We start from the raw sequence: 20840 nt of genomic DNA, 5'->3' as shown, positions 1-20840 counted from the left end.
TCAGCCTCATGGGCCGCTTCGATCTGGTCGCGGATGGTGGCGTGATCGCCATCGGGGTTGGCGGCGATCCCTCCCATCACCTTAAGCTCGGCGTTGCCGCCCAGTTTGATGTCGGTACCACGGCCCGCCATGTTGGTCGCGATGGTCACAGCGCCCAGTTTACCAGCGTCGGCAACGATCTGCGCCTCTTGCTCGTGCTGGCGGGCGTTCAACACGTTGTGCGGCACCTCAGCTGCGGTCAGCAGCTGGCTAAGGTATTCAGACTTCTCGATCGAGGTGGTGCCGACCAGAACCGGCTGGCCTTTGGCATGCGCCTCTTTGATCGTCTTGACCGAGGCGTCGAATTTCTCGCGCGCGGTGCGGTAAACCTGATCGTCCTCATCCTTACGGGCGACGGGACGGTTGGTGGGGACCTCAACAACACCCAGACCGTAAATCTCGGCAAATTCCTCTGCCTCGGTCGCGGCGGTGCCAGTCATGCCACCCAGCTTGTCGTACAGGCGGAAGTAGTTCTGGAAGGTCACCTGCGCCAGCGTCACGTTTTCAGGTTGGATCTGGCAGCCTTCTTTGGCCTCAATCGCCTGATGCAGACCCTCGGACAGACGGCGACCTGCCATCATACGGCCAGTGAATTCGTCGATCAGCACGACGTTGCCGTCACGCACGATATAATCTTTGTCACGGGCGAACAGCTTGTGCGCACGCAGACCCTGGTTCACATGGTGAACGATGGTGGTGCTTTCGGGATCATACAGGCTCTGCCCCTCGGGCAGGATGCCGGATTTCAGCAGCAGCTCCTCAAGAAACTCGTTGCCCTCATCGGTGAAAGAGACGTTTTTCGTCTTTTCATCAATGGTGTAGTGACCTTCTGCCAGCTCAGGGATCAGCTGGTCGATGGCGATATACAGGTCGGTGCGATCTTCGGCAGGGCCAGAGATGATCAGCGGCGTCCGTGCCTCATCCACGAGGATCGAGTCGACTTCATCCACCACGGCGAAATAGTGATCGCGCTGCGCAATGTCCGACAGTTCGGATTTCATGTTGTCGCGCAGATAGTCAAAGCCCAGTTCGTTGTTGGTGGCGTAGGTCACGTCACAGGCGTAGGCTTCTTTCTTCTCACCTTCGGGCTGCTGCGGGTAAACAACACCAGTGGTCATGCCAAGGGCGGTGTAGACCTTGCTCATCCATTCGGCGTCACGTTTGGCGAGGTAGTCGTTCACGGTGACGATGTGTACGCCACGGCCGGTCAGCGCGTTCAGATAGGACGGGAAGGTCGCAACCAGCGTCTTACCTTCACCGGTTTTCATTTCCGAAATGTTACCCTGATGCAGGAAGATGCCGCCCATCAACTGGGTGTCAAAGGCGCGCAGACCCAATGCCCTTTTCGCCGCCTCACGGCAGTTTGCAAAGGCTTCGGGCAGGATTTTGTCCAGGCTTTCACCGCCTGCGACACGTTCCTTGAACTCTGCCGTTTTGTCGATCAGCCCCTGATCGGACAGTTTTTCAAACTCAGGCTCCAGCGCGTTGATCTGCTCCACCAATGGGCGGGTTGCCTTGACCTTGCGGTCGTTCGGCGTGCCGAAAATCTTCTTGGTAAGCGTTCCGAAACCCAACATTTTCTTTCCGATCCGGTCATTGACTATAACGTGTGGCGCATTTGCTTGCCGCTTGTGAACGCAACGCATAAAACAATTACGAAACCCAGCAAATTAATGGCCTCAAAGCGATGTAAGGGGCGGCTGGTGCAGTGTCAACGTTGCGCACCTTTTGCGCACCACCAAAGGGCCTTTCCCATGCCGAATCTCCTGTCAAAACGCCTCACTTTCCTGTCAGCCGCCGCTTTTGCAGTCACCATGATGCAGCCCGCGATGGCCGAGGATGCACTGACCGCCGACTCTGTTGTTGCAACCGTCAACGGGTCAGAGATCACGCTGGGCCATGTGCTGCAAACACGTCAGTCCCTGCCGCAGCAATATCAGCAGCTGCCGGTTGAGGTGTTGCTGCCCGGCCTGATCGACCAACTGGTTCAGCAAACCGTCCTGTCACAGGCCGCAGGCGAGGCGCCGAAATCTGTAACGCTGGCGATGGAAAACCACGAACGCACGCTGCTGGCCGGTCTGGCACTGGACGCTGTGATCGCAGAGGCCGTGACCGACGCAGCCCTGCAAGCTGCCTACGACGCCAGCTATGGCGCGGCTGAGCCGGCGCAAGAATACAACGCCTCTCATATCCTCGTCGAAGACGAAGACACCGCCAAAGATCTGACCAAACAAGCCCGTGAAGGTGCCGACTTTGCAGAGCTGGCGAAAGCTAGTTCAACCGGCCCCTCTGGTCCCAACGGCGGCGAACTGGGCTGGTTCGGCGCAGGCATGATGGTTCCCCCGTTTGAAGAAGCCACCTTTGCATTGGAACCGGGTGCAATTTCCGATCCAGTGCAGACCCAGTTTGGCTGGCACGTGATCAAGCTGAACGAGGTCCGCGAACAACCCGCCCCGACACTGGACGAGGTACGTGGTGAGTTGACCGCCCAGCTACAACAGCAAGCGATCGAAGCCCGCATCGCCGAACTGACCGCAGGTGCCACCATTGATCGCAGCGCTGCCGACGCGCTGGATCCCGCATTGCTGAACAGCATCACGCTGGACGCGGAGTAAAAACAGATGGCTGGAAATATCCCTGTCTCTCCGCTGGCGCCTGCCAGCTTCCCAGAGCTGCCCGTTGTTCAGGGCGCCACCTTTGCCTCCGCCGCTGCGGGGGTGAAATATCAGGGCCGCACCGACGTGATGCTGGCCCTGTTGCAGCCGGGCACGACGATGGCGGGTGTATTCACCCGTTCCGCCACCCGTTCGGCCAACGTGCTGGACTGTCAGGCAAAAATCGGCGCTGACAGCGATGCGGGTGCGGCGATTATCGTGAACTCTGGCAACTCCAACGCCTTCACTGGCAAGGCGGGTGAAGGTTCGGTTGACGCGATCTGTGCCGCAGTGGCCGCTGAAACCGGCCTGCCGCAGGACCGTGTCTTTACCTCCTCCACCGGTGTGATCGGTGAACGCCTGCCCCATGACCGCATCACCGCCAAACTGGCGGAACTGACGGCGGCGCAACAGGCCGACGGACTGGAAGGTGCGGCGCAGGCGATCATGACCACCGACACCTTCGCCAAAGGCGCCTGTGCCGAGGTGATGATTGACGGCAAACCCGTGACCATCGCTGGCATCGCCAAAGGATCGGGCATGGTGGCGCCGGATATGGCCACAATGCTGGTCTATATCTTTACCGACGCTGTCGCCTCTCGCCCTGCGCTGCAGGCGATGCTCAGCGCGCATACGGACAAGACGTTCAACAACATCACCGTGGACAGCGACACCTCCACCTCTGACACGCTGCTGCTGGCCGCGACAGGCGCGTCTGGTGTGAATGTAGACGGCAACGACACCTTCGCACAGGCGCTGCATGACGTGATGCTGGATCTGGCGCATCAGGTGGTGCGCGACGGCGAAGGCGCGACCAAGTTTGTTGAGGTCCGCGTCACCGGCGCCGCAACTGATGCCGATGCCCGCACCCACGCGATGGCCATCGCCAATTCCCCGCTGATCAAAACCGCCGTGGCGGGTGAGGATCCGAACTGGGGCCGCGTCGTCATGGCTGTCGGCAAATCCGGCGCGGCGGCGGATCGCGATCTGTTGACCATCCGGTTTGGCGATATCGTGGTCGCGGAAAACGGCTGGGTCGCAGAGAGCTATACCGAAGAGGCCGGTGCCGCCTATATGAAGGCGCAGGATCTGGTGATCGGCGTGGATCTGGGGCTGGGCGATGGGACATCCACCGCATGGACCTGTGATCTGACTCACGGCTATATCACCATCAACGCCGACTACCGTTCGTAAGACAAAATAAGGAACCGCCCCTCATGAGTGATCAAGCACAACAGACCACAGCGCCCGTCAAAACCGTTCTGGTGTCTGCCGTCGCCCTGATCGACAAAGAGGGGCGGATCCTGCTGGCCCAACGGCCCGAGGGCAAATCCATGGCTGGCCTGTGGGAATTTCCCGGCGGCAAGGTCGAGGTGGGCGAAACCCCTGAACACGCCCTGATCCGCGAGCTACAAGAAGAGCTGGGCATTGATACCTGGGAAAGCTGTCTGGCTCCGCTGACCTTTGCCAGCCATTCCTATGAAAAATTCCACCTGCTGATGCCGCTGTTCGCCTGCCGCAAGTGGGACGGCATCCCCCAGCCGCGCGAAGGTCAGGTGCTGAAATGGGTACGTCCGGCCGACCTGCGTGACTATCCGATGCCGCCTGCGGATATTCCCTTGATCCCTATTTTGCGCGACTGGCTGTAAAAGCGCATTTAATTTAGGCAACCCGCAGATTTCCCTCCGGAACCACCCCCACAATAAGGATATTGGGTTGCCTCTTAAGTATAGGCCTGTGGATAATTTCCGTTTTTCCCTCTAGCTTCGTTAGCAAGTTAGTGTAACCTGAAAACGTCTTTAATTGGGGAAGAGACATGATCAAGACGATTTCTATTGGGAAGTACATCTCTGTGCAGGGCAACTTTGTCCGCACTTTGCCGAACGGTAAAATGACAGTTCGGGTTGGCGAACGGATGTTTACGGGCACGCCCGTCAGCGCGGCCACCGCGTAAACGAGACACACGCCAAATCTATGACTTCGAAAAGGGAGAGCGCGCCGCTCTCCCTTTTCTTTTGGCTGCTATTCAACACAAGGTCAGGCCCCCGCAAATGCCGCCCCTACAAACGAAAAGGCCCCCGCCGATGGCAGGGGCCTAATTCAATTATCGCGTCGCGATTAGTCCAGTTTACGCTCGATCTCTTCACGTTCGAAGATTTCGATAACGTCGTCGGGACGGATATCGTCGTAGTTTTCAAACGCCATACCGCATTCCTGACCGGACAGCACTTCTTTGACTTCGTCTTTGAAGCGCTTCAGCGTCTTCAGCGTGCCTTCGTGGATCACCACGTTGTCGCGCAGCAGGCGAACACCTGCGGAACGACGCGCCACGCCTTCGGTGACCAGACAGCCAGCAACCTTGCCAACGCCAGTAACCTTGAAGACCTCTTTGATCTGCGCGTAACCGATGAAGTTTTCGCGGATCTCTGCGGACAGCAGGCCGGATGCGGCTGCTTTCACGTCGTCCACCAGGTCATAGATGACCGAGTAGTAGCGGATTTCCACGCCCTTCTGGTTGGCGGTGTTACGGGCCGATGCGTTTGCACGCACGTTGAAGCCCATGATCGGCGCGCCGGAGGCTTCGGCCAGACCAACGTCGGTTTCCGTGATCGCACCCACACCGTAGTGCAGAACGCGCACGCGCACTTCGTCGTTGCCGATCTTTTCCATCGCCTGAACGATCGCTTCGGCAGAACCCTGTACATCGGCTTTCACCAGAATGGGCAGTTCCTGCACATTCTCGTCGTCCTTTGCCTTCTGCATCAGCTGTTCCAGCGTTGCAGCGGCACCGGCGGCGGCGCGTTTTTCCTTGGCGGCGTTATGGCGGTATTCCGCGATCTCACGCGCCTGCGCTTCGGTTTCAACCACGTTCAGAACGTCGCCCGCTTCGGGGGTGCCGTTCAGACCCAGAACCTCAACAGGAACCGAGGGGCCAGCGGTTTTCACACGGGCACCTTTGTCGTCGACCAGCGCACGGACTTTACCGTACTGCTCACCCACAACGAAGATATCACCCTGCTTCAGCGTACCCTTCTGCACCAGAACGGTGGCAACGGGGCCGCGGCCTACGTCCAGCTGCGCCTCGATCACGGCACCTTCGGCGGCGCGGTCGGGGTTGGCTTTCAGTTCCAGAATTTCGGCCTGCAGCGCAATCGCGTCCAGCAGTTCATCCAGACCCTGACCAGTGATTGCCGAAACCTCAACGTCCTGCACGTCGCCGGACATCTCTTCAACGATCACCTCATGCTGCAGCAGTTCTGCACGCACTTTATGCGGATCGGCCGCGGGACGGTCGATTTTGTTGATCGCAACGATCATCGGCACACCCGCCGCTTTGGCGTGGTTAATTGCCTCGATCGTCTGCGGCATGACCGAGTCGTCAGCTGCAACAACCAGAACAACGATGTCCGTTACCTGAGCACCGCGCGAACGCATGGAGGTAAAGGCCGCGTGGCCCGGCGTGTCGAGGAACGACAGAACCGCGCCATTGTCGGTTTTCACCTGATACGCACCGATGTGCTGGGTGATGCCGCCCGCTTCGCCGGAAACAACCTTGGCGTTGCGGATCGCGTCCAAGAGCGAGGTTTTACCGTGGTCAACGTGGCCCATGATGGTCACAACCGGCGGACGCGATTTCAGATCGGCGTCATTGTCTTCGACCTGCTGAATCACATCTTCAACATCCGAGTCGGAGACACGTTGGATGTTGTGGCCGAACTCTTCGATGATCAGTTCCGCGGTGTCGGCGTCGATGGTTTGGTTCTGTGTGACCATCATGCCCATTTTCATGAGCGATTTCACAACATCAGCCACACGTTCGGCCATACGGTTCGCCAGTTCCGAAACCACGATAGCCTCAGGCACCTGAACGTCGCGCACAACCTTTTCACGCTCAACCGGCGCACCCATGGCTTTCTGACGGGCGCGTTCCTGTTTCCGCTTCATCGCGGCCATCGACTTCTGACGGCCACCTTCGCCACCGGTCAGCGCCTGGTTGACGGTCAGCTTGCCGGAACGGCGGTTATCGTCACGGCCTTTGCGACCACGCTCTTCGCGCTCTTTCTTGCGCTCGGGCGTTGCAGGGGCAGGCGCAGCCTTGAGGTTGCGTGCAGGTGCAGCGGCCTCTTTCTTGGGCTGGGCGGCCTCAGCGGCAGCGCGTTTGGCGGCCTCTTCGGCCTCTTTCTTCTTGCGTGCGTCTTCTTCAGCCTTGGCTTTCAGGGCTGCTTCACGCTCACGTTCGGCCCGCTCTTTGGCTTCGGCCTCTTCGCGGCGACGCTGACGCTCTTCTTCGCGTGCTTTCTCTTCGGCAGCGCGCTTTTCAGCTTCCTCGGCCTCACGGGCCTTGGCCGCCTGCAGCGCGCGCATGCGACGCTCCATTTCCGCGTCGGAGATGCCCGCCGGACGTTTCGAGGGATCGCCCCCCGCTTGGCCGGGACGACCACCGCCGGGTTTGGCTGCGCCGGGCTTGGGCACCACAACGCGTTTGCGTTTGGTTTCCACCACGACGTTTTTGGTGCGGCCATGGCTGAAGCTCTGCTTCACATTACCCGGACGGGCACCGCCACGAACTCCCAAAGTCTTTTTACCGTCGTTTTCGCTCATCTGGCTCTCTTCATCCTTTCCGGTGGTCATCGTCGCCACCACGGGTGCGTATACCCTTAAGTCTTGCGGCATCCTCTACTACACGATGGGTCAAACCACCAGCGCCTAGGGCCACATGAATTACAGTTTGTCGCCCAAAGGCCTGTCCCAGCTCATCCGCAGTGAGCCAACCAATGAACGATCCGCCTTCCGGCGTACGTAGTTTCGATTTGCCGCGACCCGAACCGTCAGAGGCCTGGATCAGCACTTCGGCGTAATCCTTGACCAGCCAGTCCTTGACCTTTTCAAAGCCGGTGACCGCATCCCCCGTCTTGCGGGCGAGGCTGATCAGATCGACAACACGACGCACCAGCATCGCCTCAACCTGATCCACCAGATCCTCTGGCACCGTGACCTGCTGTTTGGCGCCACGGTTAAACGCGCCTTTCTTTGACGCTTGCTGCAGCGCGTTCCGGTCAGAACTGACCCAGATACCGCGCCCCGGCAGTTTTTCAGCGAGGTCCGGCACGATCTGGCCGTCCGGACCCACAACGAAGCGGATCAGCCCATACTTAGGCTGCACTTCGCCAGTGACAACGCACTTGCGCTCAGGACCGTTTTCCCGGTCCTTGGGTTTTCCGCCGCGCCCCATGCGACTAGCCTCCGAGGCCTGAAAATCAGGCCTCGGCCTCCTCTGCGGCGCCGTCTTCGCCTTCGGCCTCTTCTTCGGCTTCCAGCTCTGCCGGATCTACCCAGCCAAGGGTGATACGGGCGGTCATGATCAGGTCCTGTGCGGCCTCAAGGGTCACACCGAAGGGTTCCAGCGTACCGTCGTCTTTGGTGCGCTCGCCGTTCACGGTGGTCCAGCCGCCGGCCAGCTCCCAGTCCGCGCAAGTGGCGAAGTCTTCCAGCGTTTTGACGTCATCTTCGGCCAGCGCCTGGATCATCTGCGGGGTCAGGCCTTCGAATGCGAACAGGCTGTCCTCGACACCCAGTTCACGGGCGCGTTCGATGGCGGCGTTTGCCTGTGCTTCCAGATAGTCGCGGGCACGGGCCTGCAGTTCGCTGGCGGTGTCTTCGTCAACACCGTCGATGACCAACAGTTCGTCGATTTCAACATAGGCCACCTCTTCGAGGTTGGTGAAGCCTTCGGCAACCAGCAACTGGGCAAAGAATTCGTCAACGTCCAGCGTCTGAACAAACAGCTTGGTGCGCTCTTCAAACTCTTTCTGACGACGGGCCGATTCGTCCGATTCGGTCATGATGTCGATGTCCAGACCGGTCAGCTGCGAGGCCAGACGCACGTTCTGACCACGACGGCCAATGGCCAGGCTCAGCTGTTCGTCAGGCACAACAACTTCGATACGCTCAGCATCTTCGTCCAAAACAACCTTGGACACCTCTGCCGGTTGCAGCGCGTTCACCAAGAAGGTCGGCACATCTTCGTTCCACGGGATGATGTCGATCTTTTCGCCCTGCAGCTCGTTCACAACGGCCTGCACACGGCTGCCGCGCATACCTACACAGGCACCCACCGGATCGATGGAGTTGTCGAAGGACACAACCGCGATTTTGGCGCGCGAACCGGGGTCACGGGCGACGGCTTTGATCTCGATGATACCTTCGTAGATTTCCGGCACTTCCATCTTGAACAGTTCGGCCATGAATTCAGGCGCGGTCCGGCTGAGGAAGATCTGATGACCACGGGTCTCACGGCGCACATCCTTGATGTAGCAGCGCACGCGGTCGTTCGGGCGGTAGCTTTCGCGGCCGATCTTTTCGTTACGACGCAGCGATGCTTCGCCGCGACCGTTCAGATCCACAACAACGTTGCCAAACTCTTCGCGTTTGACGGTGGCGTTGATGATGGTGCCAACCTTGTCTTTGTATTCCTCGAACTGACGGTCACGCTCTGCTTCGCGGACCTTTTGCAGGATCACCTGCTTGGCCGACTGTGCGGCGATACGGCCCAGCTCTACCGGCGGAACCTCTTCGACGTAGGTGTCACCTACCTCGGGGTTTTCCATGTACTGACGCGCCTGCGCGACAGTGAATTCGGCCTGATAGTTTTCCAGCTCTTCGTCTTCGACCACGGTACGCACGCGGGTGAAGGTGGCGCGACCGGTTTTACGGTCGATGGAAACGCGGATGTCCATTTCGGCGCCGTAACGCGACTTGGCCGCGCGGGCCAGCGATTCTTCCATCGCTTCGACCACCAGACCGGGGTCGATCATCTTTTCACGGGCGACCGCTTCGGCGGTTTGCAGCAGTTCCAGCTGGTTAGCAGAGGTAATTGCCATCTTTATTCATCCTCCTGAGAACCGGATTCGTCGGTTTCAATCTCGTCAAATTCTTCTTCGTTGATCAGGCCAGCGTCTTTACGCTGTTTCAGCATTTCCTTGATCAGCTCATCGGTCAGAACCAGTTTGGCGTCAGACAGCCAGTCGAAGTTCAGACCAACGGTCACTTCTTCATCGCCACGCTCAAGGTTCAGCAGGACCTCTTCACCCTCGACACCTGCCAGCACACCTTTGAAACGGCGCTGACCGTCGATCAGTTCGGTGGTCTCAACCTTGACCTCATAACCCTCGTAGGTCTCAAAGTCTTTGAGACGGGTCAGGGGACGGTCGATGCCGGGGCTGGAAACCTCAAGGGTGTAGTGATCCAAAATCGGATCCTCTACGTCCAGCACGGCAGACACGGCGGTCGAGATGCGGGCGCATTCGTCCACTTCGATCCCACCTTCGGGACGCTCTGCCATGATTTGCAGGGTGGCGGTCTTGCCACTCATCAGGCGAATGCGCACCAGTTCAAACCCCATGTCTTCGACAACGGGGGACACGATTTCGGCAAGACGCCGATCCATCGCAGCTTTGGCTATCAGGTCGTTGGTCATATCATCCAAACACAAAAAAACGGGCCCGCGGCCCGTCGATCTTTCCCGGTGGAGCGTTGTTCCCAACGCGCCGCTGTTGAGGGGGATATACGCCTGTGGTTGGTAAATTGCAAGGGGGCGGCACGATCCCCCTTATGCAGCGGCAAGAATCACCCCAACCCGCCAGCCTCGGCGATCTGGTCCATCACCCGCACCAGTTCGGCGCTGATGCCCGGTTCGCTGAGGGCGTGACCAGCGTTGCGGACCATGCGCAGTTCTCCTTTGCGCCAACCACGGGCTAGGTTCCACGCCGCCTCCGGTGGGCAGATCATATCGTAGCGGCCCTGAATGATGACGCCAGGGATGTGATCAATCAGGTGCACATCGCGCAGGATCTGGCCGTCTTCCTCAAGGAACACACGGTTGAGGAAATAGTGATTCTCCAACCTAGAAAAGGCCCGTGCGTATTCACCCGGCGCGTCGCCGCCGTAACCGTTGGAATGAACCGACGCCAGTGCGTTTTCCCATTCCGCCCAGGCCTTGGCATATTGGGTCTGCACCCGCAGGTCAGGGCCAAACAGGCGTTTGTGGTAGGCGGCGATGAAATCCCCCTGTTCCTCCTCAGGAATCAGCGATGCAAACCGCGCCCAAGTTTCCGGCCAGAACCGCCCAGCGCCGCCGCCGTAGAACCACTCCAGCTCGGTATTGGTGCCTAGAAAAACCCCACGCAGAATCAGGCCCAGCGGACGATCGGGGTGGGTTTCAGCATAGATCAACGCCAACGTCGCGCCCCAGCTGCCGCCGAAGACATACCATTGGTCAATCCCCAGCTCTTCGCGGATCCGTTCGATATCCGCGACCAGATGCCAAGTGGTGTTATCTTCGACCGAGGCATAGGGCCGCGAGCGCCCGCACCCGCGCTGATCAAACAGGATGATGCGGTAATATTGCGGATCAAAATAGCGGCGCATGCTGGGGCTACAGCCGCCGCCGGGGCCGCCATGCAGCACCACCACCGGAATCCCATTTGGATTGCCGCTTTGTTCCAGATAAACCTTGTGACCATCGCCCACGTCCAGCATACGCTGATCAAACGGGTCGATCGGCGGGTAAAGATAATGCACTGCGCTTTTTTGGCCCGAGAATCTGTCCATAACCGTCCTATATAGTGGCGCAGACCTAAAAGAGCATATGGAGAGCAGAATGCAAACCGCTCAGACCACAGTTGACCCGTCCGAAGTCGCCAAATTCGAAGCGATGGCCGCCGAATGGTGGGATCCGAAGGGCAAGTTTAAACCGCTGCACCTGATGAATCCCTGCCGTCTGGATTATATCACACGCCAGATCGCGGCGGAATTTAACCGCGACCTTGGCACAGATCACCCATTCGAAGGCCTGCGCCTGCTGGATATTGGCTGTGGTGGTGGATTGCTGAGCGAACCGATGGCGCGCCTGGGCGCCACGGTGGTGGGCGCCGATGCGGCGGCTGGCAACATTCCGGTGGCGCAGGTCCATGCGCAACAGTCAGGGCTGGAGATCGACTATCGCAACATCACGGCCGAAGAGATGGCTGCCGCTGGCGAACAGTTCGACGTGGTGCTGAACATGGAAGTGGTCGAACACGTTGCCGACCCGCTGGCCTATCTGACCGCCTGTCAGCAGCTGCTGAAACCCGGCGGGCTGATTATCTGTTCGACTATCAACCGCAATCCCAAGAGCTTTGCCATGGCGATCATCGGCGCGGAATACGTGATGCGTTGGTTGCCGAAGGGCACGCACGAGTGGAACAAGTTCATCACGCCGGATGAGCTGTTTTCCCTGATCACCAACGCAGGGCTGGAGGCGGTGGACCGCAAGGGTTTCGTCTTTAACCCGGTGAGCTGGCAGTGGAAAATCTCAGACCGGGATCTGTCGGTGAACTATGTAACCGCCAGCGTGAAGCCGCAGGTTTCTTGAGTATTTTTGGAACATTGAAAGGGGCGGGGCATGAGTGATCCCAAGAGCATTTTTCTGGTGGATATCGAATATATCGCCGAAACCGATGCGGTGATGGCACAGCTAGACGCGCATATGGAATTCGTTGGCGCCGGGTTTGCGAACGGCGATTTTCTGGTCGCGGGGCGCAAAATGCCGCGCACCGGTGGCGTTATCCTAGCACGCGGTACGTCCAAAGCGGCGGTCGAAGAGCTGATGGCGAATGATCCCTTCGCAACTTCTGGCGTGGCGCAGATCACAGTCACCGAATTCTGGGCTGGCACGGTTCAAGATGGCTTGGCCGAGGCATTGAATGCGGCACTGATCTGATCAGCGGCGATAACGCAGCCACTGATCGGCACCAGGCAAGACATCACGCGCATTGCGAGAATTTTGGATTTGTGTTAACGTAAGCGTAGCTAAGACACATTTCTGGACCCCAACGTGACACAGCCAGAACCGCCATCTGCACCAGAGGTGCAGCTGCGCGACGCACCGGAATTCGCTGGACCTGACGGGGGGACATCCGCCAGTACCGGCCCTGAACGGCATGAAACCACCAGCGACACGCAGGGTGGGGTAAATAGTGTTGCGTCGACATTTCCACTGCAGCGCCCTACCCCGCACACTGGGCCTGCGATGATTGTGTGTCACGAAGCGGCGAAAAGATTACAGCTGGCGCGCTGGACCGAAGAGGTCGGCGTGCAAGCCGTCGAAACCCCTGAGTTTGAACAAGCCGTTTCAACAGTCTTGCGCGCACCGACGGATTGGCATGCACTGGTTGTGCATCTTGATGACGGTCTGGACCGGAAAATTGTACTGGAAACCTTGCGCGCATTGCGTGTCAGTTGCCCACAACTGACCATCGTATTGATGTGCGTACAGCAACCACACAACGTCTTTGGTCTGGAACAACTATCGCTGTGTGATGTGAAACTGAAATTGCCGGTGAGCCGGCGCGCCTTTCAAAATGCGGTGACGCAGTGCCGCGTGAACAACCGATTTCACCGGGCAGAACAGGGGTTTGTCGAAGCTTAGTCTTCTTCCAGCTTCAGGCGCAGTTCACGCAGGATCGGCAAGGCAGCGCGCACCTTATCTTCGCCCAGTTCGCCAACCACTTCGCGGATCATCGGAGAAATCCCTGCCAACGCCGCATCACGTGCCTGACGACCTGCGGGGCTGATAGCCACCAATTTACGACGTGCATCATCCCAGTCGGGGCGAATGTGGATATACCCCGCCCATTCCAGTTTGCTGAGCGTGTTGGTCATCGCACCACGGGTGACGTGAAAGCTTTTGGCCAATTGCGCGGGGGTGCGTTCGTCACTGATCCGCGCCAGTTGGTTCAATACTGAGAAGTGCGAGATTTCCATCCCCTTGGGCAACACCTTGGACAGGCGGTTACGTACCAGCTGGTCCGCCGTCAGTAGTTCACTGAACAGCGCAATGGCCAGAGGATAGGGGTCGGTGGTCACGGTCCTGAAAACTTTCGCGTATGAGTGAGCGAGGGCACCTTGTGGCGCGCCTCATCTACCGCGCTAGTATCAAGATCAACAAAGGTGACGCAAGGCTGATCGCCCGCCTCTGCCAACACCTTCCCCCATGGGCTGATCGCAATGGAATGTCCGTGGGTTTTCCGCGTCTTGCCATTGTGGCTGTCATGGCTACCGCATTGACCCGGCGCCAGAACGTAACAGCCCGTTTCAATCGCCCGCGCGCGCAAGAGCGGTTCCCAATGGGCCGCGCCGGTTACGGGGCTGAAGGCGGCAGGTGCAGTCAGGATTGTGGCGCCGTGATCGGCCAGCGTTCGGTGCAGATAAGGAAAGCGCACATCATAGCAGATGGTCATGCCGATACGGCCAAAGTCCGTGTCCGCGACAACCGCGCGCTCGCCGGGGCGGTAGCCATCGGATTCGCGGTAGGTTTCGGTGGGCGACACGTCCACATCAAACATGTGGATTTTGTCATACCACGCACAGATGCCGCCATCGGGACCGATCAGGAACGACCGATTGGCAAACCGGCCATCCGCATCGCCTGTTTTCAGCGCCAGCGATCCGATCAGCAGCCAGATCCCCAGATCTGCCGCCGTTTCGCGCAGACCGCGCAGGGTCAGGTCATCGTCCTGATGTTGCAGCACCGCATTTTGGTGCGCGCGCGAGGATGACAGGCAATTCGTCACCTCCGGCGTCAGGATAAAGCGGGCCCCGCCTGCCGCTGCCTCACGGATAAACCCTTGGGTCACCGGCAGGTTGGCGACGGGATCGTCAGAGGCGTTCAGCTGAATCAGGGCCGCTTTGGTCTGCATAGGCTTACCCTCAGGCCGCCAGCAGCGGGTCAAGTTTGCCCGCGCTTTCCAGTGCGTAGAGGTCATCACAACCACCCACATGCACATCGTCGATAAAAATCTGCGGCACGGTGCGGCCACCATTGGCGCGTTCAATCATCTTCGGTTTCAGCGTGGGATCGGTCAGGACGTTGTATTCCGTAAACTCCACACCCTTCTGGTTCAGCAGGCGTTTGGCCGCATGGCAGAAGCCGCACAGCGGGGAGGAGTAGATTTCGACGTTGGGCATTGGGCGTTTCCTAAGTGTCTTCGGTTGTGTCTTGGGCAGTGTTTTCGATCTTGCCTATGTAGGGTGCCTTCTGCGCCCGCGCCAGTAACAGAACCGATAGCTGTGTTGCACCACCATCTTTGCAGGTTTCAGCCACTGCCGCCAGTGTTGCGCCGGTGGTCATCACATCATCGACCAGCAGAACAGGCCGACCGCGCAGCAGATGGGCGCGTTTGGGGTGGATGCGGAACGCGCCCTGCATCTGGGTCAGCCGTGCCGCACGCCCCTGCCCGCGCGTAGATGGCGTGGCGCGGTGGCGCTGAATCAGGTCAGGGCAACAGGGGCGGTTCAGCCGTTTCGCCACGCCCAGCGCCAGCAATGCCGCCTGATTATACCGCCGCGCGATCCGCCGACGCCAATGCAGCGGCACAGGGACAATCAGCGTATCAGGCTGGATCAAATCCCCTGCCATGCGCGCCATCCACGTGGCTGCAACGGGCGCGATGTCTAGCCGGTCACCATGTTTCAACGCCATGACCAGATGCCGCCCCTTACCCTTATACAGCAGCGGCGCGCGGCCATGTGACCACGGGCGGGGATTGGACAAGCAGTCATCACACAGCTCTGCCCGATCCGATTGACCGGGCAAAGGCACCCCACAAGCATCACAGGTCAATCCACCGATAAAGGCCACCTCCCGCCAGCAGGACGGACATAGCCCCACCGACAAACCATCTGTTGGTTCAACCATGTCACCACAATGCAAACACCGCGCTGGATAGATGACACGGGCCAACCGGTTCAGCACCGGCGCTGCGAATTGGCACACTGCGGTTTGAATTAATGTCTCAGCCATTCTATTTACCCCGCATGAGCGATTTCAAAATGCCCAACACCGCAGACGAGGCGCCGCGCCTTACCGACCGCACCGCATTGGTGCGCAACCGCGCCCGCGCGCTGGCGGCGGACACCCCCGCCCTCTTCGTGCAAGAGGCCGCGATAGATGAGGTGCAGTATCGCCTTGGCCTGGTTAACAGGACGTTTACCGATATTGCGATCGTCACCGGATTCCCTGACCTGTGGCAGGCGGCCTTCCCAGATGCGCGGATTGTGGCGGATGACGAGGTACTGGATCTGCAGGTCGAAGCGCATGATCTGGTAATCCACGCGATGGCGCTACATTGGGCCAATGATCCTGTGGGCCAGTTGATCCAATGCCGCCGTGCGCTCAGGCCCGATGGATTTTTCCTGTCGGTCGGCTTTGGCGGTCAGACACTGGCAGAACTGCGTGCCGCCTTGGCAGAGGCAGAGGTGGAACAGGCCGGTGGCCTCAGCCCTCGCATCCTGCCGATGGCGGAAATCCGCGATCTGGGCGCGCTGTTGCAACGCGCGGGCCTTGCGCTGCCGGTGGCGGACACACTGCCGCTGGATGTCAGCTATCAGACCGCGTTTCACCTGATGCGTGACCTACGCGCGATGGGCGAGGCAAACGCGCTCCACGCCCGCCTGCGCCGCCCGACCCGCCCCAGCGTGCTGCGCCGCGCGGCTGAGATTTATCACGATCACCACGCTGACGCCGACGGGCGCATTCATGCGACCTATGAGCTGATCTTCCTCACCGGATGGGCGCCGGATGCCAGCCAACCACAGCCCAAACGCCCCGGATCTGCGACAATGCGCCTGGCAGAGGCATTGAATACCCAAGAAACCAAGCTGCCCGATTGACCTGCGGGGCAAAGCGGTTATGTCCCAGTAAATGGCCGCAAACTTGCAGCAAAGACGAGATAAAGAGCCCGCCCTGCGGACCGTATAGATTGAACGAAGGACGCTATGATGCTGGACACCCAGACCACAGCCCAAGTACCCGCCCACGCTGATCAGGATCACCCCAAGGTGCCCAGCCCCAAGATCGGTGTGCTGCTGGCCAACCTTGGCACGCCGGACAACACTGATTACTGGTCGATGCGCCGCTATCTGAACGAATTTCTGTCCGACAAACGGGTCATCGACCTGCCGTCATGGAAATGGCAGCCGCTGTTGCAGCTGATCATCCTGACCAAACGCCCGTTTTCATCCGGTGCGGCCTACCGCTCGATCTGGAACGAGGAGGCGAACGAAAGCCCGCTGTTGACCATCACCAAGGATCAGACCGCTGCCATGGCGCAGCGGATGCAGGACCGTTACGGCGATCAGGTCATGGTCGATTTCTGCATGCGCTACGGCAACCCGTCGACCGAGTCCAAAGTAAAGGCGATGGTCGAGGCGGGCTGCACCAAGATCCTGTTTTTCCCGCTCTACCCGCAATATGCGGGCGCCACGATGGCGACGGCGAACGACCAATTCTTCCGCGCATTGATGCAGGAAACCTATCAACCCGCCGCCCGCACCGTGCCGGAATATTTCGACAACCCCGCCTATATTGAAGCGCTGGCCACCTCGATCGAAGAAGCCTACGCTGCCGCCGAGAATAAGCCGGAAATGCTGGTGGTGTCCTACCACGGGATGCCGAAACGCTATCTGATGCAGGGCGACCCCTATCACTGCAAATGTCAGAAACAGACCCGCCTGCTAAAGGAACGGCTGGGCTGGGATGACACGCAGATCAAAACCACCTTCCAGTCGGTCTTTGGCCGCGAAGAATGGCTGCGTCCCTACACCGTCGAAGAGGTCGCGCGTCTGGCCAAGGAAGAGGGTAAAAAACACATCGCCGTGGTCGCCCCTGCGTTTTCTGCTGACTGCATTGAAACGCTGGAAGAGATCAACGAAGAGATCAAAGAAAGCTTCGAAGAGGCGGGCGGCGAACATTTCACCTATATCCCCTGCCTGAATGATCGCGATGACCACATGGATGCGCTGGCCCAGATTGTTGAAGACAACCTGAAAGGCTGGATCGAGGTCTAAACCAACCAGCCCGCCCCCCAAACGTAAAAAAGGCGCAGCCAAATCGGCCTGCGCCTTTTGTTTTGTGCGCTGCGCACCGGTCGTGCGGATCTAGGGACACGACCAAGCGACACAGCGGACACGAAAAAGGCGGTGGGTCACCCCACCGCCTTAATTCAGCGTCGTCGCTGCTAGTGCCTATTAGTCGGCAACAGCTGCGGCCAGTACGGCCAGGATAACCAGCGGTACGATGATGCCAGCGGACGAGGACGAGGTTGCTGCTTCTACAACAACTTCTTTTTCCATGACCGGCTCAGCCATGTTACCTGCAAATGCGGTGGATGCAGCGGCGGTCAGTGCGGCGGCGAGAACGAGTTTTTTCATAGTATCCTCCAGAGATATTTACCTGGTTTAATGTTTGCCTGAAACCAGGCGCAAGACGTCCTTGTGGGTCCGTCTAAACTACAATTGGCCTTCAATTGCAAATACCTCTTGGCGAGATTTCGGCAGCTTCCGTCAAAATGTGGTCAAATAAGCAACACCTGAGTGCCCACTTTGGCCATCCCGAACAGTTCAGCGATATGTTCATTGTACAGACCGATACACCCATTGGATGAGCGACGCCCAATTTTGCGCGTATCATGCGTTCCGTGGATTCGGTAATAGGTCCAGCTGAGATACAGCGCATGGGTACCCAGCGGATTATCAGGACCGGGGCCAACGAAATCCGGCCAGTCTGGATTGCGCTTTTTCATTGATGGGGTCGGGCGCCAGCTGGGCCCATCCACCTTGCGGGTCACCTTGGTGCGACCACGGCGCGTCAGATCCTCGGTCAAGGGCACCGAAGAGGGGTACAGTTTGTAGATGCTTTCATCCTCGGACCAGTAGTGCAGCGCCCGCGAATCAAGGTCGACAAGGATCGCACCATTTTTCAGATTGCTGAAATAGGGACGCCAATCCAGCGAACGGAAACTGGAAATGTTGCGACGCACAGATTGAGAAACCTCTGCCTCGATCTCGGTGGTGTCAGCTTCGGCGACGCTCTGCGCAATCGCAGGCGTGCCGATCAGCGCCGCGCTGCCCGCCAGAAAGCCACGGCGGTTCAGCAGGAAAGACGGTGTTTTGGTCATGGAATATCCTCGTCAGAGCGCAATCAATCTTTGGCGGCATAATATGGCGCGAAAGCCGCAGTCGCAAATCAAACGCCTGTCATCGTGCAACTTCACGCGCATGTGGGTTTGAAACACAACGCTTCAGCCTGTAGACCACCGGAAATGAAATTTTTTGGATCGATCACATGCTGCGTTCTATTTGCCTGAGTGTTTTGGCCTCTGTCCTGCTGGTTGCCTGCGCGGAAACACCCGCCCAACTGGGGCCAGATGGCAAACCGCTGCCAAAACTGTACCGCATTCGCGCCAGTGACGTGTCTGCCATTCAGTTCCGCATGCTCGATTCGGTCAACGCCCTGCGTCAGGCGGCGGGCAGTGATCAGGTACAGCTGAACGCCCAGCTAAACGCCGCCGCCGCAACCCATGCCCGCGACATGGCGGTGCAGAACCGCCCGTGGCACTTCGGCTCTGACGGGTCGTCGCCGCTGGATCGTGTGGCCCGTGTTGGCTATCTGGGCGCGCTGGTGGGCGAAAACATCTCGGAAACCTATGAGACCGAGATTGAGACGCTGGGCGCCTGGATGGAACAGCCCGACACCCGCCGCGTCATCACCGCCCCCGAGGCGAGCGATATGGGCTTTGCCTGGTTTCAGGAAAGCAACGGCAAGATCTGGTGGACCCTTGTGATGGGTGATTCCAGCGGCCCCCAAGTCGTCTCCGCCCCCATCCCCAGCGCGGACCTATCCGGCCCGACGCAGTAAGGGGTCAATGAGAGAGAATTGAGAAAGGCGCCACAGAAAGTTGGCGCCTTTTTTGATGGGGGAAGTGGTAAAATTGTAGATTGATTTTTCGCTGGTTTGTGGGACCACCAAAACTAGATAACAAAATTTAAACTGGAGTCTCCGCCGTATTCAGGAGGTTGAACATCCTCCAATCCGAAAGTGAGATAGTGTTTTCGGGCGGCTCGCCAACCTCGTACAAAACTGGGCAAGCCAGCCTCCACTTCATCGGGTGAGCCGTTCCATGCAGCAAGGTTAAGCCAAGAGCCTGAAATAAGTTGCGAATTCGTGGGCGTCGGACAAGACGCGCCATATCTTTGGGCCAAGATTTTGTTCCTAAGAACCATTGCTCTCCTGATGTGGTTAACCATCCAACCATCAAGAATTCTAAGGCGGCGGCAATCTTCAAGTATGCAATAAAAACCCATCAGGCCCTGCATTCTCTTTAATCGACGTCCATGCCAAATAAATTGTTGAATGTCTCTTTCATCTAATCCGCCATAGATGGAACGTCGGATCTCCGAAATTAGCCCAAGCAGTTCCCAATCGAAACCACCAACTGCAGAACTTCGATCTGAACGAAAACCAAAGTTTAACGGCTGGATAAGATATATATGTGTAAGCCGTGAAAACTTTTTTTGGTATTGCCGAACCTTCTCAGCGGGCATTTTAAGCCCCTCGCCCGAAAGTGAATAACCAAGATATTTAAATTCAGAAATAGTCCTAATTTCTTGCTTATGGATTGAAACAGCCGCGATGCCCGGAGATTTTGCGCGGTTAATACGGAGCCCACTACTCTCGCAATGTTCTTCAAATCGGTGTGAAATGAGCTCTGCGTCTTCGTGACGATCGCAAAATGCTACAACGTCATCAGCAAATCGAACAAAACGTCCAGCCTGCCTGGATAGTTTTTTATCTAAAGGGTCATTTGCTAGGTTTGCTAAGAACAAAGAAAGCGAATTGCCCTGAGGGGTTCCTCTATGCCGCTTTTGAAAATTATTACTCCAGAAATCGACCGAGCCGCCAAATTTATGTCTTAGGAATTTTTTAAATACAAAGCGTTCATGCGGAGTAAGACTTACTGTTCCTTCGTCGTCGATGAGTTTTTCAAGATAGTTTCTTGGGATTGAATCAAAATACTTTTCGAAATCAATTTGTACTGCGATCAGCTTTCCATCTGGGCGATATTGCCCAAGAGCAATGATGGCATCGAACACATTGCGATCAGGTTGATACGCATATGAGAAAGGAGACATTCGTTTTCGGTTTCTGTCTCTTGCAGCTCGGAACAAGATGTTAGCTAGCGCCGTATCAGGGATGGAGAACGCCATAATCTCGCGAAATCCACCAGTTGGTTTTGGTATTGTGTATCTCACTGCAGGAGTCGGTTCGTA

23 protein-coding genes are annotated in these 20840 nt (G+C 58.1%); 10 read left to right on the top strand and 13 right to left on the bottom strand.

Annotated elements, in window-relative coordinates:
* A partial coding sequence (gene secA / locus TM5383_RS13610) for a preprotein translocase subunit SecA (protein ID WP_082645492.1) occupies positions 1-1616 on the bottom strand: 1616 nt, incomplete at its 3' end.
* A 177-nt stretch (positions 1617-1793) separates the two neighbouring features.
* Between secA and TM5383_RS13605 the strand changes: the two genes are divergently transcribed.
* The 4 genes from TM5383_RS13605 to TM5383_RS16910 all read left to right on the top strand — a co-directional run bounded on the left by TM5383_RS13605 (position 1794) and on the right by TM5383_RS16910 (position 4647).
* Positions 1794-2654 carry a peptidylprolyl isomerase gene (locus tag TM5383_RS13605; RefSeq protein ID WP_231725165.1) on the top strand — a complete coding sequence of 287 codons (861 nt, stop codon included), beginning with the start codon at positions 1794-1796 and terminating at the stop codon, positions 2652-2654.
* Positions 2655-2660: 6 nt separating this feature from the next.
* On the top strand, positions 2661-3887 hold the full coding sequence (argJ, locus tag TM5383_RS13600) for a bifunctional glutamate N-acetyltransferase/amino-acid acetyltransferase ArgJ (RefSeq protein WP_058319600.1): 1227 nt from the start codon (positions 2661-2663) through the stop codon (positions 3885-3887).
* 23 nt (positions 3888-3910) lie between these two features.
* Complete coding sequence (gene mutT, locus TM5383_RS13595; protein ID WP_058319599.1) at positions 3911-4342, top strand: 8-oxo-dGTP diphosphatase MutT; 432 nt, start codon at positions 3911-3913, stop codon at positions 4340-4342.
* Positions 4343-4509: 167 nt separating this feature from the next.
* On the top strand, positions 4510-4647 hold the full coding sequence (locus TM5383_RS16910) for a hypothetical protein (protein WP_197407414.1): 138 nt from the start codon (positions 4510-4512) through the stop codon (positions 4645-4647).
* A gap of 164 nt (positions 4648-4811) precedes the next feature.
* On the opposite strand, the gene infB is transcribed toward TM5383_RS16910, so the two are convergent.
* From infB to pip, 5 genes are all read right to left on the bottom strand, one after another.
* Positions 4812-7295, bottom strand: coding sequence for a translation initiation factor IF-2 (gene infB / locus TM5383_RS13585; RefSeq protein ID WP_058319597.1), 2484 nt, complete (start codon positions 7293-7295; stop codon positions 4812-4814).
* A 10-nt stretch (positions 7296-7305) separates the two neighbouring features.
* Positions 7306-7926 carry an RNA-binding protein gene (locus tag TM5383_RS13580; protein ID WP_058319596.1) on the bottom strand — a complete coding sequence of 207 codons (621 nt, stop codon included), beginning with the start codon at positions 7924-7926 and terminating at the stop codon, positions 7306-7308.
* 25 nt (positions 7927-7951) lie between these two features.
* Positions 7952-9574 carry a transcription termination factor NusA gene (gene nusA / locus TM5383_RS13575; RefSeq protein ID WP_058319595.1) on the bottom strand — a complete coding sequence of 541 codons (1623 nt, stop codon included), beginning with the start codon at positions 9572-9574 and terminating at the stop codon, positions 7952-7954.
* Positions 9575-9576: 2 nt separating this feature from the next.
* Positions 9577-10170, bottom strand: coding sequence for a ribosome maturation factor RimP (gene rimP, locus TM5383_RS13570; RefSeq protein WP_058319594.1), 594 nt, complete (start codon positions 10168-10170; stop codon positions 9577-9579).
* 149 nt (positions 10171-10319) lie between these two features.
* Entirely contained in the window at positions 10320-11303 is a 984-nt protein-coding gene (pip, locus tag TM5383_RS13565) for a prolyl aminopeptidase (protein WP_058319593.1), read from the bottom strand.
* Between the two features lie 49 nt (positions 11304-11352).
* Between pip and ubiG the strand changes: the two genes are divergently transcribed.
* The 3 genes from ubiG (at position 11353) to TM5383_RS13550 (ending at position 13161) form a co-directional block, all read left to right on the top strand.
* Complete coding sequence (gene ubiG / locus TM5383_RS13560) at positions 11353-12105, top strand: bifunctional 2-polyprenyl-6-hydroxyphenol methylase/3-demethylubiquinol 3-O-methyltransferase UbiG (RefSeq protein WP_058319592.1); 753 nt, start codon at positions 11353-11355, stop codon at positions 12103-12105.
* A 30-nt stretch (positions 12106-12135) separates the two neighbouring features.
* Positions 12136-12453 (top strand): YciI family protein, encoded by a 318-nt coding sequence (locus TM5383_RS13555; RefSeq protein ID WP_197407413.1) that lies wholly within the window; start codon positions 12136-12138, stop codon positions 12451-12453.
* Positions 12454-12567: 114 nt separating this feature from the next.
* Positions 12568-13161 carry a hypothetical protein gene (locus TM5383_RS13550; protein ID WP_058319591.1) on the top strand — a complete coding sequence of 198 codons (594 nt, stop codon included), beginning with the start codon at positions 12568-12570 and terminating at the stop codon, positions 13159-13161.
* Here TM5383_RS13550 and TM5383_RS13545 read toward each other — a convergent pair.
* The 4 genes from TM5383_RS13545 to TM5383_RS13530 are packed head-to-tail and all read right to left on the bottom strand — an operon-like array spanning position 13158 to position 15534.
* Entirely contained in the window at positions 13158-13598 is a 441-nt protein-coding gene (locus TM5383_RS13545; RefSeq protein ID WP_058319590.1) for a MarR family winged helix-turn-helix transcriptional regulator, read from the bottom strand. The genes TM5383_RS13550 and TM5383_RS13545 overlap by 4 nt on opposite strands.
* A complete protein-coding gene (locus TM5383_RS13540; RefSeq protein ID WP_058319589.1) occupies positions 13595-14431 on the bottom strand; it encodes a carbon-nitrogen hydrolase family protein in 837 nt (278 codons plus the stop codon). Before TM5383_RS13540 ends, TM5383_RS13545 begins: the two co-directional genes overlap by 4 nt.
* Positions 14432-14441: 10 nt before the next feature.
* Entirely contained in the window at positions 14442-14699 is a 258-nt protein-coding gene (gene grxC, locus TM5383_RS13535) for a glutaredoxin 3 (protein ID WP_058319588.1), read from the bottom strand.
* Between the two features lie 10 nt (positions 14700-14709).
* A complete protein-coding gene (locus TM5383_RS13530) occupies positions 14710-15534 on the bottom strand; it encodes a ComF family protein (RefSeq protein WP_076400129.1) in 825 nt (274 codons plus the stop codon).
* A gap of 14 nt (positions 15535-15548) precedes the next feature.
* On the opposite strand from TM5383_RS13530, the gene TM5383_RS13525 reads away from it, so the two are divergent.
* Entirely contained in the window at positions 15549-16403 is an 855-nt protein-coding gene (locus tag TM5383_RS13525; RefSeq protein ID WP_231725162.1) for a methyltransferase domain-containing protein, read from the top strand.
* A gap of 108 nt (positions 16404-16511) precedes the next feature.
* Positions 16512-17579, top strand: coding sequence for a ferrochelatase (hemH, locus tag TM5383_RS13520; RefSeq protein ID WP_058319587.1), 1068 nt, complete (start codon positions 16512-16514; stop codon positions 17577-17579).
* 180 nt (positions 17580-17759) lie between these two features.
* Here the strand turns inward: hemH and TM5383_RS13515 are convergent, their stop codons facing one another.
* A complete protein-coding gene (locus TM5383_RS13515; protein WP_058319586.1) occupies positions 17760-17942 on the bottom strand; it encodes a hypothetical protein in 183 nt (60 codons plus the stop codon).
* 143 nt (positions 17943-18085) lie between these two features.
* Positions 18086-18688 (bottom strand): L,D-transpeptidase, encoded by a 603-nt coding sequence (locus TM5383_RS13510; RefSeq protein ID WP_058319585.1) that lies wholly within the window; start codon positions 18686-18688, stop codon positions 18086-18088.
* Positions 18689-18855: 167 nt separating this feature from the next.
* Here TM5383_RS13510 and dalA point away from each other — a divergent pair, with 167 nt between their 5' ends.
* Positions 18856-19428 carry a divisome-associated lipoprotein DalA gene (gene dalA, locus TM5383_RS13505; RefSeq protein ID WP_058319584.1) on the top strand — a complete coding sequence of 191 codons (573 nt, stop codon included), beginning with the start codon at positions 18856-18858 and terminating at the stop codon, positions 19426-19428.
* A gap of 113 nt (positions 19429-19541) precedes the next feature.
* Here the strand turns inward: dalA and TM5383_RS16620 are convergent.
* Positions 19542-20840 (bottom strand): reverse transcriptase domain-containing protein (locus TM5383_RS16620; RefSeq protein ID WP_156415736.1); only part of this gene is annotated, 1299 nt, incomplete at its 5' end.

It is taken from the genome of Thalassovita mediterranea (genome assembly GCF_001458435.1).
In the GTDB taxonomy this organism is placed as follows: Bacteria; Pseudomonadota; Alphaproteobacteria; order Rhodobacterales; family Rhodobacteraceae; genus Thalassobius; species Thalassobius mediterraneus.
The sequence above is the reverse complement of the archived record's forward strand: the minus strand, read 5'-3'. Positions and strand labels throughout refer to the sequence as shown.